Source organism: Dyella sp., from assembly GCF_036746095.1.
Lineage (GTDB): Bacteria > Pseudomonadota > Gammaproteobacteria > Xanthomonadales > Rhodanobacteraceae > Dyella_B.
The window spans coordinates 139,896-154,560 of record NZ_DAIOEU010000003.1; the positions used below are offsets into that span (position 1 = coordinate 139,896).

The 14,665-nt window shown below is 63.1% G+C and carries 15 protein-coding genes; all 15 read right to left on the minus strand.

Annotation, left to right across the window (positions count from 1 at the left end; translation table 11 throughout):
- Window positions 1-4: 4 nt before the first annotated feature.
- The 15 genes from nuoH to V7M64_RS03015 all read right to left on the minus strand — a co-directional run bounded on the left by nuoH (window position 5) and on the right by V7M64_RS03015 (window position 14,662).
- A complete protein-coding gene (gene nuoH, locus V7M64_RS02945) occupies window positions 5-1,033 on the minus strand; it encodes an NADH-quinone oxidoreductase subunit NuoH (protein ID WP_333676906.1) in 1,029 nt (342 codons plus the stop codon).
- 3 nt (window positions 1,034-1,036) lie between these two features.
- On the minus strand, window positions 1,037-3,364 hold the full coding sequence (gene nuoG / locus V7M64_RS02950; protein WP_333676908.1) for an NADH-quinone oxidoreductase subunit NuoG: 2,328 nt from the start codon (window positions 3,362-3,364) through the stop codon (window positions 1,037-1,039).
- On the minus strand, window positions 3,361-4,683 hold the full coding sequence (nuoF, locus tag V7M64_RS02955) for an NADH-quinone oxidoreductase subunit NuoF (protein WP_333676910.1): 1,323 nt from the start codon (window positions 4,681-4,683) through the stop codon (window positions 3,361-3,363). The genes nuoG and nuoF overlap by 4 nt, the downstream gene beginning before the upstream one ends.
- Window positions 4,684-4,693: 10 nt before the next feature.
- Window positions 4,694-5,221, minus strand: coding sequence for an NADH-quinone oxidoreductase subunit NuoE (nuoE, locus tag V7M64_RS02960; protein WP_333676911.1), 528 nt, complete (start codon window positions 5,219-5,221; stop codon window positions 4,694-4,696).
- A 20-nt stretch (window positions 5,222-5,241) separates the two neighbouring features.
- The gene (locus tag V7M64_RS02965) at window positions 5,242-6,501 is read right to left on the minus strand and encodes an NADH-quinone oxidoreductase subunit D (protein ID WP_333676912.1); all 1,260 of its coding nucleotides are present in this window, start codon (window positions 6,499-6,501) and stop codon (window positions 5,242-5,244) included.
- 2 nt (window positions 6,502-6,503) lie between these two features.
- Window positions 6,504-7,232, minus strand: coding sequence for an NADH-quinone oxidoreductase subunit C (locus V7M64_RS02970; protein WP_333676914.1), 729 nt, complete (start codon window positions 7,230-7,232; stop codon window positions 6,504-6,506).
- Window positions 7,233-7,247: 15 nt separating this feature from the next.
- Window positions 7,248-7,805: an NADH-quinone oxidoreductase subunit B family protein gene (locus V7M64_RS02975; RefSeq protein WP_333676915.1), complete on the minus strand. Its 558-nt coding sequence runs from the start codon at window positions 7,803-7,805 to the stop codon at window positions 7,248-7,250.
- The gene (locus V7M64_RS02980) at window positions 7,796-8,152 is read right to left on the minus strand and encodes an NADH-quinone oxidoreductase subunit A (RefSeq protein WP_126682813.1); all 357 of its coding nucleotides are present in this window, start codon (window positions 8,150-8,152) and stop codon (window positions 7,796-7,798) included. Before V7M64_RS02980 ends, V7M64_RS02975 begins: the two co-directional genes overlap by 10 nt.
- 316 nt (window positions 8,153-8,468) lie before the next feature.
- On the minus strand, window positions 8,469-8,822 hold the full coding sequence (locus V7M64_RS02985) for a PilZ domain-containing protein (RefSeq protein WP_333676918.1): 354 nt from the start codon (window positions 8,820-8,822) through the stop codon (window positions 8,469-8,471).
- 166 nt (window positions 8,823-8,988) lie between these two features.
- The gene (locus V7M64_RS02990) at window positions 8,989-9,897 is read right to left on the minus strand and encodes a PIG-L deacetylase family protein (protein ID WP_333676920.1); all 909 of its coding nucleotides are present in this window, start codon (window positions 9,895-9,897) and stop codon (window positions 8,989-8,991) included.
- Window positions 9,897-10,832: a DNA polymerase III subunit delta' gene (gene holB / locus V7M64_RS02995; RefSeq protein ID WP_333676922.1), complete on the minus strand. Its 936-nt coding sequence runs from the start codon at window positions 10,830-10,832 to the stop codon at window positions 9,897-9,899. The genes V7M64_RS02990 and holB overlap by 1 nt, the downstream gene beginning before the upstream one ends.
- Complete coding sequence (gene tmk / locus V7M64_RS03000; RefSeq protein WP_333676924.1) at window positions 10,829-11,464, minus strand: dTMP kinase; 636 nt, start codon at window positions 11,462-11,464, stop codon at window positions 10,829-10,831. The genes holB and tmk overlap by 4 nt, the downstream gene beginning before the upstream one ends.
- Complete coding sequence (mltG, locus tag V7M64_RS03005) at window positions 11,461-12,501, minus strand: endolytic transglycosylase MltG (RefSeq protein WP_333676926.1); 1,041 nt, start codon at window positions 12,499-12,501, stop codon at window positions 11,461-11,463. Before mltG ends, tmk begins: the two co-directional genes overlap by 4 nt.
- Window positions 12,498-13,313 carry an aminodeoxychorismate lyase gene (gene pabC / locus V7M64_RS03010; protein WP_333676928.1) on the minus strand — a complete coding sequence of 272 codons (816 nt, stop codon included), beginning with the start codon at window positions 13,311-13,313 and terminating at the stop codon, window positions 12,498-12,500. The genes mltG and pabC overlap by 4 nt, the downstream gene beginning before the upstream one ends.
- Window positions 13,313-14,662, minus strand: coding sequence for an aminodeoxychorismate synthase component I (locus V7M64_RS03015; RefSeq protein WP_333676930.1), 1,350 nt, complete (start codon window positions 14,660-14,662; stop codon window positions 13,313-13,315). The genes pabC and V7M64_RS03015 overlap by 1 nt, the downstream gene beginning before the upstream one ends.
- Window positions 14,663-14,665: the final 3 nt, after the last annotated feature.

Consider the following 14,665-nt stretch of genomic DNA (forward strand, 5'->3'; position numbering starts at 1 on the left):
TTCCTTAGCCTCCCGTGCCGACGTGGACCCAGCCGTAGTACTTCATGCAGCCGGCGACCAGCACCCAGACGATGCCGATGGGAATGAACACCTTCCAGCCCAGGCGCATGATCTGGTCATAGCGATAACGCGGGAAGGTGGCACGGAACCACAGGAACAGCGTGGCAAACACGAAGACCTTGATCGCCAGCCACACCGGGTTGGCGGCGCCCAGGACGGGGATGCTGTCCGGGAACGGGCTCAGCCAGCCGCCGCAGAACAGGATCGAGGCCAGGAAGCTGACCAGGATCATGTTGGCGTATTCGGCCAGGAAGAACAGCGCGAACGCCGAACCCGAATATTCCACGTGGAAGCCGGCCACGATTTCCGACTCGCCTTCCGCCACGTCGAACGGTGCGCGGTTGGTTTCGGCGACGCCGGAGATGAAGTAGACGACGAACACCGGCAGCAACGGCCACATGAACCAGTCCGCGATGCCCTTGTGACCACCCTGCGCCTGCACGATGTCGGTGAGGTTCAGGCTACCCGCCAGCACCAGCACGCACACCAGGCACAAGCCCATGGCCAGTTCGTAGGAGATCACCTGCGCCGCCGAGCGCATAGCGCCGAGCAGCGCGTAGCGTGAGTTGGACGACCAACCGGCCAGAATGATGCCGTACACGCCCAGCGAGGTCATCGCCAGCAAATACAGCAGGCCGGCGTTGGCGTTGGACAGCACCACCTTGTTGTCGAACGGGATAACGGCCCATGCAGCGAGCGCCGGCACCAGGCCGATCAGTGGCGCGAGGTAGTACAGCGCCTTGTTTGCGTTGCTGGGGAGAATCACCTCCTTCAACAACAGCTTCACCACGTCGGCGAAGGCCTGCAGCAAACCGAACGGTCCCACTTTATTGGGTCCCATGCGGACGTGCATCCAGCCGATGACCTTGCGCTCCCACCACACGTACAGGGCCACTGCGATAACCAGCGGCAATACGACCGCAATCGTGTAGAGGAGCGGTAGCAGGAGCTGATGGATAAGTTGATCGCCCATGGGTTACGCCTTGCTCAAGGTGATGACTGCGCCATAGGGTGGCAGCGTCGCGGTCTGGTCGTGAGCGGCCTCGATCCACACGGCGCCGTCGGGCAACGTGGCATCGATGGCCAGCGGCAGGACCGCATTCGCGAGCTTGACCTTGTCGCCCTCGCCCAGTCCCTGACGCTGTGCTTCGCTCGCGTTCAAGCGGATGGCCGGCGCGCGGTTGAGCGGATGTGCCTGCAACGAACTCGCGCGGCGGACCACCGCGTCGCTGCGATAGATCGGCAAGGTGGCAAGACGGCTCAGACCTTGGGCCGGCTTGCGCTCGGCCAGGCTCTGCAATGTTGCAGGCTTGCGCTCGGTCATGCCTTCGCGCAGGCCAGCCATGTCGTCGAATTCGAAGCCGGCCAGCTTCATCAGGCCGCCCAGCGCACGCAACACCTTCCAGCCCGCGCGTGCTTCGGCCGGTGCCTTGGCGCCTGCTTCCACGCGTTGCAGGAGGCCATCCACGTTCACCAGCGTGCCGGCGATTTCCGGCAGCAGGCCGATCGGCAGGATCACATCGGCCACCTCACGCAACGCTGCGTTGGCGAACGCGCTGAAGGCAACGACGTGCTGCGCGCCAGTCAGCGCGCTGGTAACAGCCGCGCCATCAGCAAAGTCGTGCGGAAATTCCAGACCGTATAACAGGTAAGCCTTGCGCGGCTGCGCCAGCATGGCCTGTGCATTCAAGCCACCGTTGCCCGGCAGCACGCCGACCTTGGTGAGGCCCACTGCATTCGCGCCAACCGGCAGCTCGTTGTAGCCAGCGCCCGTTGCTTCGGCGATGAAGCGCGCCACGGCGCGCAGCCAGGACGCCTGCGGATGCGTCACCGCCGCTTCACCGAGAATGATCACGGCGTGGCCGGACTTCATTGCTTCGACGGCTTCGCGCGCCTTGTCGCTCACCTGCAAAGGCGCAAGCGATTCACCCGAGATGAAGCCCGGCTGCGCGACGCCACTTTCGATCAACACCTTGGCCAGCACCAGCAGCGAGTCGACCAGGTGGTGCGGCGGCACCACGGCTTCGCCGGCCAGGTTGTAATTGAAGTTGAATTCAGCCGGATTGACGGCGTAGACCTTCGCACCCTTCTTCACCGCCTGATGGATGCGATGGTTAAGCAAGGGCATTTCGTAACGCAGGTCGGAACCGACCAGCAGCGCCGCCTTGACTTTGTCCACGTCGGCAACCGACATGGCGAAGGTTTGCGCAGTGGCGTTGTCGGCAAAGTCGAGCTGGCGCAGACGATGGTCGATGTGCGCACTGCCCAGGCCCTGCGCGAGGCGAACCAGCAGCTCGCCTTCTTCGCTGGTCGTGGCCGGGTGCACCAACATGCCGAGTTCGCTGCCCGGTACGCTCTTCAGCGCTTCGACGGCGACGGCAAGCGCGTCGTCCCAGGTGGTCTTCTGCCACTGACCGTTACGCTTCACCTCCGGCGCATGCAAGCGATCGGCGGCATACAGGCCTTCGTGGCTGTAGCGATCGCGATCGGAGAGCCAGCATTCATTGATGGCTTCGTTATCACGCGGCACCGTGCGCAGCACCTCGCCGCGGCGCGTATGCAACCACAGGTTGGAGCCGAGCGCATCGTGATAAGCGACGGAAGGCTTGGCAATCAGTTCCCAGGCGCGCGCCTTGAACTGGAAGGGCTTGTTGGTGAGCGCGCCGACCGGGCAGACGTCGATGACGTTGCCCGACAGTTCGGTTTCCAGCGCCTTGCCGATGTAGGTGCCGATCTGCAGGTTCTCGCCGCGGCTCATGCCGCCGAGTTCGTAGGTCCCGGCGATCTCGCTGGTGAAGCGCACGCAGCGCGTGCACTGGATGCAGCGGGTCATTTCGGTGGCGACCAGCGAGCCGAGGTTTTCGTCGGCAATGGTGCGCTTGCGCTCGGTGTAGCGCGACACGCTGCGACCGTAGCCCAGCGCGATGTCCTGCAGTTCGCACTCACCGCCCTGATCGCAGATCGGGCAATCGAGCGGATGGTTGATCAGCAGGAATTCCATCACGTCGCGCTGGAACTTCAGCGCCTTGTCCGAACGCGTGATGACCTTCATGCCTTCGGCCACCGGCGTGGCGCAAGCCGGCTGCGGCTTGGGCATCATGCGGCCGCCCATTTCCACGTCCACTAGGCACATGCGGCAGTTGGCGGCGATCGGCAGCTTGCGGTGATAGCAGAAGCGCGGGATGGCGATGCCGACGTTGTCGGCCGCCTCGATGATCATGGCGCCCTTGCGGATCTGCGTGGGCTTGCCGTCGATCTCGATATTGACGACGTCAGGTGCGGTATTGGCTGGCTGCGCACTCATGCAGCAACTCCACGGGTGTCGGCGAGACGGTCCTCGGTCATCGAGCGGCCGTGCTGCACGTAGTATTCGAATTCGTTCCAGAAGTGATGCAGGAAGCCCTGCACCGGCCACGCGGCTGCTTCACCGAACGCGCAGATGGTATGGCCTTCGATCTGGCCGGCCACGGCCTTGAGGCGATGCAAGTCGTCCTGCGTACCCTTGCCTTCGACGATGCGCGTCAACACGCGGTACATCCAGCCGGTGCCTTCGCGGCACGGCGTGCACTGGCCGCAGGACTCCTTGAAGTAGAAGCGCGAGATGCGATGGCAGGCCTTCACCATGCAGGTGGTGTCGTCCATCACGATCACGGCGCCCGAACCCAGGCCCGACCCTGCCTTCTGCAGGCTGTCGTAGTCCATGGTGCATTCCATCATCATGTCGGCAGGCAGCACCTTCATCGAGGAACCGCCGGGAATCACGGCCTTCAACTTGTTGCCGTTGCGCACGCCGCCGGCCATCTCGAGCAGGTCCTTGAAGGACGTGCCAAGGCGAATCTCGAAGTTGCCGGGCTTATTGACGTGACCGGACACCGAAAAGATCTTCGGGCCGCCGTTGTTCGGCTTGCCGAGATTCAAGAACCACTCGGCGCCATTGCGCAGGATTGCCGGCACCGAGGCATAGGTCTCGGTGTTGTTGATGGTGGTGGGTTTGCCGTACAGGCCGAAGTTGGCCGGGAACGGCGGCTTGAAGCGCGGCTGGCCCTTCTTGCCTTCCAACGATTCCATCAGTGCGGTTTCTTCGCCGCAGATGTATGCACCGGCGCCGAGCGCGGTGTAGATGTCCACGTCGATGCCGCTACCCTGGATGTTCCTGCCAAGCAAGCCTGCGGCGTAGGCTTCCTTCAGCGCTTCTTCGAAATGCTCGAAGGGCTCGTGATGGAATTCGCCGCGCAGGTAGTTGTACGCCACGGTGGAACCGGTGGCATAACAAGCAATGGCCAGGCCTTCGACCACCGAGTGGGGGTTATAGCGCAGGATGTCGCGGTCTTTCGCCGTGCCGGGTTCCGACTCGTCGGAATTGCAGAGGATGTACTTCTGCATGTTGCCCTTCGGCATGAAGGACCACTTCAAGCCGGTGGGAAAGCCTGCGCCGCCGCGGCCGCGCAGGTTGCTGCTTTTGACGATCTCGACGATCGAAGCAGGATCGGGCTTCTCGGCGAGTATTTTTCGCCACGCCTTGTAACCGTCCGCCTGCTGGTAGCTGTCCATCGACCACGGCTTGTCGAAATGCAGCGTGGTGTAGACGACCTGATGCTCTTGGGGTGCGGGTCCGACTGCCATTGCCCTGCCCTTACTTGAGACCGTCGAGAATCTCATCGACCTTTTCAGTCGTGAGACGCTCGTGGTAATGACCATTGACCGTCATCGCCGGCGCATATACGCACGCAGCAATGCATTCTTCTTCGCGCTTCAGATACACGCGACCGTCCGGCGTGCTCTCACCCAGCTTGATGCCGAGCTTCTTCTCGCAATGGCGCACGAGGTCTTCGGCGCCATTGAGCCAGCAGGAGATGTTGGTGCAGATCGCAACGTTGTTGCGTCCCACGGGCACGGTTTCCAGCATCGAGTAGAAGCTGGCCACTTCGTAGGCCCACACTGCAGGCACATCGATGTACTTGGCGACCGCCGTGATCAGCTCGTCGGTGAGATGACCGTGGTTCTGTTCCTGCGCGGCAAACAGCGCCTGGATCAGCGCGGAGCGCTTGCGATCCGGCGGGAACTTGGTCAGCCAATGATCGATGTGATGGCGGGTGTGCTCGGTGAGCACGGCGAGCGGGTCGACGTGCTTGACCTGCTCGTAATTTCCGGTGGCTTTCATGTGTGCTTATCCTCTTCCGCTCAGCGATCGACTTCGCCGAACACGAGGTCATAGGTGCCGATCACTGCCACCGCGTCGGCCAGCATGTGGCCGCGTACGAGGACATCCATCGACGAAAGATGGGCAAAACCCGGCGCGCGCAGGTGCACGCGGAACGGCTTGTTGGCACCGTCGGAAACCAGGTAGCAGCCGAACTCGCCCTTCGGCGCTTCGATCGCTGCATAAGTTTCGCCGGCTGGTACGCCGTAGCCTTCGGTGAACAGCTTGAAGTGATGGATCAGGGCTTCCATGTCTTCCTTCATGGCCTCGCGCTTGGGGGGCGCGACCTTGAAGTTCTCCACCATCACCGGACCGGAGTTGGCGCGCAGCCAGTCCACGCACTGCTTGATGACGCGGTTGGACTGGCGCATTTCTTCGATGCGCACCAGGTAACGGTCGTAGCAGTCGCCGTTGACGCCGACCGGGATGTCGAAATCCACGTCGGCATACTTGGCATACGGCTGCTTCTTGCGCAGGTCCCAGGCAATGCCCGAGCCGCGCAGCATCACGCCGGTCATGCCCCACTGCTGGGCCATTTCGGGCGAGACCACGCCGATACCGACGGTACGCTGCTTCCAGATACGGTTGTTGGTGAGCAACTCTTCGTACTCGTCGACCTTCTTGGGGAAGTCGGCGGTGAAGGCGTCGAGGAAGTCGAGCATGGAACCTTCACGCCAGCTGTTGAGGCGCTGCAGGTCCTTGCCTTTATGCCAGGGCGATTCGCGGTACTGCGACATTTTTCCCGGCAGATCGCGATAGACGCCGCCAGGACGATAGTAGGTGGCATGCATGCGCGCGCCGGAAACTGCTTCGTAGCAGTCCATCAACTCTTCGCGTTCGCGGAAGGCGTACAGGAACACCGCCATCGCACCCAGGTCGAGCGCGTTCGAACCGACCCACATCAGGTGATTCAAGATGCGGGTGATCTCGTCGAACATCGTGCGGATGTACTGCGCGCGAACCGGCGCCTCGATACCCAGCAGGGTCTCGATGGCGCGTACGTAAGCGTGCTCATTGCACATCATCGACACGTAGTCGAGACGGTCCATGTAGCCGATCGATTGATTGAACGGCTTGGATTCGGCCAGCTTCTCGGTGCCGCGATGGAGCAGGCCGATATGCGGATCGGCGCGGACGACGGTTTCGCCATCCATTTCCAGCACCAGGCGCAGCACGCCGTGGGCGGCCGGATGCTGGGGCCCGAAGTTCATCGTGTAATTGCGAATTTCTTGGCTCGCCATGCTCAGTTCTCCCGCCAATGATCGGCGGCTTCCGCCTTCGCTTGCATCAGGTCGGCGTCGTCGCGGATCACGCGCGGCACCAGCACGCGCGGCTCGATCGACACGGGTTCATAGATCACGCGCTTTTGCTCGGGGTCGTAGCGCACTTCCACGTTGCCGATCAGCGGGAAGTCCTTGCGGAACGGATGGCCGACGAAACCGTAGTCGGTAAGGATACGGCGCAGATCCGGATGGCCTTCGTAGATGATGCCGAACAGATCGAACGCCTCTCGCTCGAACCAGTTCACACCCGGATGGATGCCGGTGAGTGACGGCACCACCGGCAGATCGTTATCGTCGCAGAACACGCGCACGCGTAAACGCTGATTGAGCTCGATCGACAGCAGATGGAAAACCGACGCGTAGCGCTTCGGGATCGACACCTCGCGCGGACGGTCATCCCAGCTGAAGCGGCCGATCGCCTCGCCCTCGACGCCACGCGAGAAGCCGTTGCCGGATACGTCAGTGGTATCCCACTCGGTCTGGCCGTAGCCGAGATAATCCACGCCGCACAAGTCGACCAGTTCGCTGAAACGGAAGCCCGCTTCGTCGCGCAGTGCGGTGACAACAGCCAGCAGGTTGGCTGCATCCACCACTGCCGTCACAGCACCATGGCTGGTGGAAACGGCGAGCTTGTCGCCGAATCGCGCGGCAAGCCGCTCGGCCAGCGAGTTAGTTTGCGTATCGCTCATGACTGACTGCGCCTTTTAGGAACGCGCGATGGTGCTGGTACGACGAATCTTCTTCTGCAATTGCAGAATGCCGTGGATCAACGCCTCGGCCGTGGGCGGGCAGCCCGGCACGTAGATGTCCACCGGCACGATGCGATCGCAGCCGCGTACGACGGAATACGAGTAGTGGTAGTAGCCGCCGCCATTCGCGCAGCTACCCATGGAGATGACCCATTTCGGGTCGGGCATCTGGTCGTAGACCTTGCGCAACGCAGGGGCCATTTTGTTGACCAGCGTGCCGGCCACGATCATCACGTCGGACTGGCGTGGGCTTGGACGGAACACTACGCCGTAGCGGTCAAGGTCGAGACGCGCGGCACCGGCGTGCATCATTTCCACGGCGCAGCAGGCGAGACCAAACGTCATCGGCCACATGGAACCGGTGCGGGCCCAGTTCATCAGAGCATCGACCGTGGTGGTCACGGCACCGTGGCGAAGAACCGGGTTGTCACCTGCCGGACGCAGAATGTCATCCACCAGGTTCAACGGCTGCGGGTTGTGCATCACCCGGTCAATGGAGGAGATCACTCCCATTCCAGTGCTCCCTTCTTCCACACGTAAGCAAAACCGACCACCAGCAGCAGCAGGAACAGCGCCATTTCAATCAGCGCGACGATGCCGATGTGCTGGAACACCACCGCCCACGGAAACAGGAAGGCGATTTCCAGATCGAAAATGATGAAGAGGATGGCGAGGAGGTAGTAGCGCACGTCGAACTGCATGCGCGCATCCTCGAAGGCCTCGAAGCCGCACTCGTACGGCGAGAGTTTCTCCGACTCCGGGCGGCGGGGACCGGCCAGCAGACCGATGATGAGGAGTACGACACCCAGCCCTGTGGCAACGCCAAGGAACAGGAGAACGGGCCAATATTCGGCAAGCACGGTTTAACTTACCTCCGCACCACATGAGTGCATCAGCGACCGTTGGGGGCAACCGGTCTGGAAGTTCAAATCAGCGGGCTGTCCAGCTCTGTGGAGGCAGATGTGGGCGCTCGACGTTCCTCAGGGCGAGCCCGGGGATCACGACATTGTATCAGCGGGCATGGGTGGGCCGACAAGCCTTGTGTGGTGCACCATGGGATGTTTCTTGCAATAAACCTACAGTCGCCAGGGCGTGCAACAACGCTGCACGGACGCACCACGCGTCCTGTACGCAAAAAATCCTGCCAAAGGCCAAAGAGCCGACGGTAGCGCTTGTCTACATCGTCTGCGTGGCGCGCTCGGAATTCAGCACGCCTGCCAGCAAGGCTTCGATGCGGGCACGCGCCGCCGCCCCATCGGAAGAATCATTGAACTGCACGCCGATGCCGGCGGTGCGGTTGCCCTGCGCGCCGATCGGCGTGATCCACACCACCTTGCCGGCCACTGACAGGCGTTCGCTTTCATCGATCAGGCTGATCAACAGCACCACTTCGTCACCCAGCGAATAGCGCTGTGCCGTAGGTGCAAACAGGCCGCCATGCTTCAGGAACGGCATGTACGAGTTGTACAGCGACGCCGTGTCCTTGAATTTCAACGAGATGATGCCCTGGCGGGCGGCGACCGGGTTCATGCCTGCTCCCCTTGATACAGCGCTGGCGGCGAGTGGTGGAGGTACATCCTAACCATGCCGCCGGGTGTGCGCAAAGACGTGATGCGCAGCTCGCAGGCCAGGCGGCTATTCCAGCATCGAAGGCTTGCAGAGAAAGCCAGGATTTTCGTCCCGGCCTGCGTGGACATCAAACTTCCCACCAGCCCCAGTGATCGAAAATCCAGGGCGATGGCCAATCCAGGTGCAGTTTCACGAAGGTCGGTTGCGCCTCGCGCTCCTGCAGCCGGAACGTCCCGTCGGCGCCGCGTGCCAGTGGTGCCGATGGCCATGACCAGTCCTTCACGCCGGCAGGCGTCGCCACCAGCAATCCCAACCACGGTTGCAATATCGCCGATGGCTGCCAGGGCAAACGCCCATCCCCACCCCTGCCGTCCGCAGGCATATAACGCTCGGGACTATCTGCCAGGCGCAGCATGCGTCCGCGGCTGAGTGCCATCTGGGTACGGTGCTCGCCGAGCGCCGCCAGCTTGCGCTGCCGCTGCTCCGCGGTGGCGCCGACGGATAGCGTGCAATCCGACGTGTCACCGCCGTGCACGGGATAGGCAAGCAATCTGGGCGCCGACTCCATCCCCGCCAGCGTCAACCGGCACAGCACATGCGCGGCGCCGTGGTCCGGATGACTGTCACGCAGTGCCGGACCGCAAACCAGATTGGGCTGGAATGCCTCGATGACGGCACGCATCGAAGCTGTCGATTTGGTCGCCTCATCACGCAGGCGGCTGGTTATCTCCATGTCGCACCAGCCTAGCGCGTGCACCGCGGACGCCGGCACGCCCAGGCGCGCCAGCGCGTGCATCACCTCCTCGCGGCGCCGTGCGCCCCAGCGCTGGCGTGCTGCATCGTCAATCGAGATGCGACGCTCCACATACCGCTGCGGCCAAGGATTATTGTCGCCATCCGTCAGCAGCAAGACGCACACCTCGCCACCAGCAGCCAGCACCTGCTGCAGCAATATTCCGCAGCCCAGTGTCTCGTCGTCCGGATGCGGCGCAACCACCAGCAGGCGGGTTTGCGCGCAGACGAGCGATTGCTGCATCAGCGCCAGCGCCCCAGCAGCTCCAAGAGCAACAGGTCGCCGCGCAGCGGACCGCGCAGCGCCTCGCGCGCGCGGTTGGCGGCGTCGTACCACGCCATCAGCCCTTCGCCATCCAGCGAACTCGACAACGGCGGGTTTTGCGTCGTAGCGCGTGCACGCATTTCCTCCGCCACGGCCTGCGCGGCAAACCACAGTCGCTGCTCCGGCGCATCGTCGAGCCAGCGCTTGCCCATCGCGATGGCATCACCACGACCCGATGCCAGCGCGGCAAGATCCTTGCGAACGTCCTGGCGCTGCGCGAGCGCGCCCTCTTCCGCCCACATCCGTGCGAGACCGGGATTGCCGCCCGCCGCGGCCAGAGCCGCTTCGGCATCGCGCAGGCCAACGCCCTGCAACCAGGCGAGGGATTCTTCATGTTTGGGCAGTTGGAATTCGATGCGCTGGCAGCGACTGCGGATCGTCGCCGGCATCCGCCAGGGCGCATCTGCGATCAGCATCAGCATGGTTTGCGAAGCGGGTTCTTCCAGCGTTTTCAGCAAGGCGTTGGCCGCAGCAGCGTTCATCGCATCGGCCGGATCGATGCTGGCGACCTGCCAACCGCCAAACTGACTGGCGGTGGCCAGACGCGCGGACAATTCGCGAATCTGATCCACCACGATCTCCTGGCGCTGCACGCCATCTTTGCGAAGACCGTAACTGAGCGCGACGACATCCGGATGCGTACCGGCATCGAACAACAGACAGCTGCGGCACGTACCGCAGGCATCGCCTTCCTGCGGATGCTGGCAAAGCAGACCGCGTACGAAGCGGCGAAGAAAATCGCGTTTGCCCAAGCCTTGTGGGCCGCACAGCAACAACGCATGCGGCAAGGCATCGCGCTGGCGGCGCGCCTGCAGGCGCGCCCAATGTTCGGCATGCCAGGAAGGATGGCTCATCGGCTTGCCTCCAACAGGTGCGTCGTCGCCGCGATCGCCGCTTGCAGTACTTGGTCCGGCGACAGGCTGGCATCGATCACGCGGAAACGTTGCGGCTCTGCATGTGCACGATCGCGATACGCCTGACGCACGCGCTCGAAGAACGCGTCGGCCTCCGTCTCGATGCGGTCAGCGGCACCCCGCCCTGCCGCACGCGCACGTCCGGTCGACACCGGCAGATCGAGCAGCAACGTGAGATCCGGCTTCACGCCATCGCACGCCCAGCGTTCCAGGTCCGCAATGCGCTCGACCGGCTGGCCACGCCCGCCGCCCTGGTAGGCATAGCTGGCATCCACATAGCGATCGCACAGCACCCATTGCCCTGCCTCCAACGCCGGCTGGATACGCTCGCGCACCAATTGCGCGCGCGAGGCGAACATCAACAGCAATTCGCTTTCCGCGCTGAGCGACGCATGCGCCGGATCGAGTACCAGCGAGCGAATCGCCTCGCCTAGCGGCGTACCACCCGGCTCGCGCACCTGCAGCAGTTGCACACCATGTTGCTGCAGATAGTCGCGCAGGCCGCCGAGCAAGGTGCTCTTGCCCGCGCCTTCGCCGCCTTCCAGGGAGATGAAACGTCCGCGTCGGTTCATTGGCAACGCTTCAATTGATAGCAGGCAACATTGCGATTCTGTTCTTCCAGCGTGCTGGCGAACACATGCGTGCCATCACCGCGCGCTACGAAATACAGCGCATCGCCAGCGGCCGGATGCAACGCCGCCTCGATCGCTGGCTTGCCAGGCATGGCGATCGGCGTGGGCGGCAGGCCCGGGCGTGTATAGGTGTTGTATGGCGTATCTGTTGCCAGATCGCTTTTGTGGATGTTGCCGGCGTAGCTGCTGCCCATGCCGTAGATTACCGAGGGATCGGTCTGCAGCAGCATGTTCTTTTGCAAGCGTCGGATGAACACACCAGCCACGCGTGGACGCTCATCCGCTCGTCCGGTTTCCTTTTCCACGATGGAGGCGAGAATCAATGCATCGTACGGCGTGGCCAGCGGCAGATTGGGCGCGCGTTGCGCCCATTGCGCGGCTAGCGTTTTGCTCATCGCCTCGTGGGCGCGGCGGAGTATGTCGATGTCACTGTCGCCTTTTACGTAGGCGTAGGTTTCCGGCAGAAAACGTCCTTCCGGTTTTTCGCCGGGCGCACCGATCTTCTGCATGATGGCCGCGTCGTCGAGACCATCGGTTTCATGCTTGAGTTTGTCGGCCTTGTCCAGGGCTTGCAGGACTTCACGGAAAGTCCAGCCGTCGACGATGGTGACGTCGCGCAGCATTACTTTGCCTTGCGCCATGGCGGTGAGCAGTTGCGCCGGCGTGATGCCTGGCGTGACAGCATATTCGCCAGCGTGCAGGCGGCCGGCGACGTGCATTTTTTCAGCCAGCAGACGCCAGTACAGCGGCGAGGACGTGGTGAGATGTTGCGCACGCAATTGATGCACGATGTCTTTGAAGCTGGTTCCGCGCCCTATGTCGACGCTCTCGCTCGTGGCATTGACCCGCAGCGGCGTGACGGCAAAGCGCGAGAAATCGTGCCAGAACCATCCCGCGGCACTCACCAGCGCCAGCAGCAGGACCACCAGCAGCAGGCGCCACGATACGCGCCCCCTTTGTGTATCGCCTCGACTCATGCGCACTCCACCGCGAAACCCAACTCGCGCCAATGCTGCTGCATCGCACGAGCAACCGGACCGGGAGCGTACACGGTATCGCCCACGGCCTGAACAGGCAGGATGCCGCGAACGCTGGAACTGAGGAAGAGCTCCGAGGCGCGCATGGCCTCGTCCAAGGACAAATCCCTCACCTGGCAGTTGGGAAAGGCGTCCAGCATGGCCGCGCGAGCTACGCCCGCCACGCCACAACGATCCACCGCGGGCGTCACGGGCATGCCATCGATGACAGCAAAAAGATTGGCAGCCGTCGTGGAAATCACATTCCCATGGCTGTCGCAGACCAAGCCTTCGCCGATATCCGGATCGCTCCATTCGGCGCGTGCCAGCACTTGCTCTAGACGATTGAGATGCTTGATGCCGGCGAGCAAAGGCTGATCGGCAAGCGTGGTGCGACAGCGATGCAGGCGCATGCCGTGGGTGTAGAGAGTGCCGCAGACGGCTGGCATGGGAAACGCAGCAACAATCCGTGTGGGGGAAACAGGCACCGGCAATGCGTAACCGCGTTGGCCAAGGCCGCGTGTCATGGTGATGCGCAAAACACATAGCGCCTGCGCACCTGTCACTTGGCGTGCTTCTTGCCAAAGCAGCGCGGTATCGGGCGCAGGCAGGCGTAAACGCTCGCATCCCCATGCCAAGCGTTGCATATGCCGGGCCCATAACGGCGCCCTGCCTTGCTCGAAGCGAATCGTTTCGAACAGGCCATCGCCATAGCTCAAGCCGCGATCGAGCACCGAGACGCTATCGTCCGATTGACCGTTGATCAGCATCATCAGCCGGCCGCCCCGAGCGCACGCAGCATGCCACGTGCCTTGGCGCGCGTTTCATCGAGTTCCTTTGCTGCATCGGAATCGGCCACGATGCCGGCACCCGCGCGCAGGCTGACTTCCTTGCCATGCAAGCTCAGCGTGCGGATCAAAATATTCAGATCCAGATCGCCGTTGCGATCGAGATAGCCCAGTGCGCCGGTGTAAGCGCCACGCGGCGCATCTTCCAGGGCGGCGATGATTTCCATGCAGCGCACCTTGGGGCAACCGGTAATGGTGCCGCCCGGGAATGTCGCCGCGATCACTTGGCCCGGGGTGACGCCTTCGCGCAACCGTCCACGCACATTGGAGACGATGTGGTGCACGTGCGCGTAGCTTTCCACCGCCATCAGCTCGTTCACTTCCACTGTGCCCGGCTTGCACACACGACCCAGGTCGTTGCGCTCCAGGTCGATCAGCATGACGTGTTCGGCGCGTTCCTTGGGATGCGCGGCAAGCTCGCGGATGCGCGCCAGGTCATCGTCACCGTCCACACGTGGCCGCGTGCCGGCAATGGGGCGCGTCTGCGCCATGCCGCGGCGTGCTTCGACCAGACGCTCCGGAGACGAGCTGGCCACCGCCCAACCCCTCTGCTGCAACAAGCCTGCGAACGGCGCGGGGTTGGCGCGGCGCAGGGCGGCGTAGAGACTGGCGGCGGATGGCGCTTGTGCAAAACGGGCACGCCATGCGCGCGAAAGATTGGCTTGGAACAGATCGCCGGCACGCAGGTGTTCGTGCACGCGCGCCACGCCATCGAGGAAACGCGCCGGCGCGTCTTCCTCGATCCCTTCGGCAACTGCCAGCGGCGCTATCTCCGGCGTGACGGAAAGATCGGCTTCCATTGCGTCGAGCAATGCATCCCGCCCTGCTTCCGCAACCAGGATGGTGCGCTCGCGCAGATGGTCGACGATGATCGCCGCCGGACAACGCAGCGCCAGCGCCACCGGCAACTGCTGCGAATAATGCAGGCGCAGCGTCGGCTCGATTTGCGCCGCCAGTTCGTACGCCAGCAACATCACCCAGCCGCCGTGGAACGGCAATCCGTCATCGATGCCTTGCGCCAGGCGCTCCGCACGCCATGCATCATCGAGCGCATCAAGGAAGCGGCCAGCGTGCACGCGTCCATCCGGTTCGTGCACCAGGCCATCGGAAGCCAGCATCAGCGTGGACTGCGGAAACGCAAACAGGATGTCGTAGCGCGCGTGCGCATTCGCGCGCGTCACGCTTTCCAGCAATGCCGGATAACGCTCCGGAAATGCAGCGGCCGGCGCGAGAAGGTCGCGCCGGCCGGCAAAGGTGCGAATGACGCAGCCCACTCG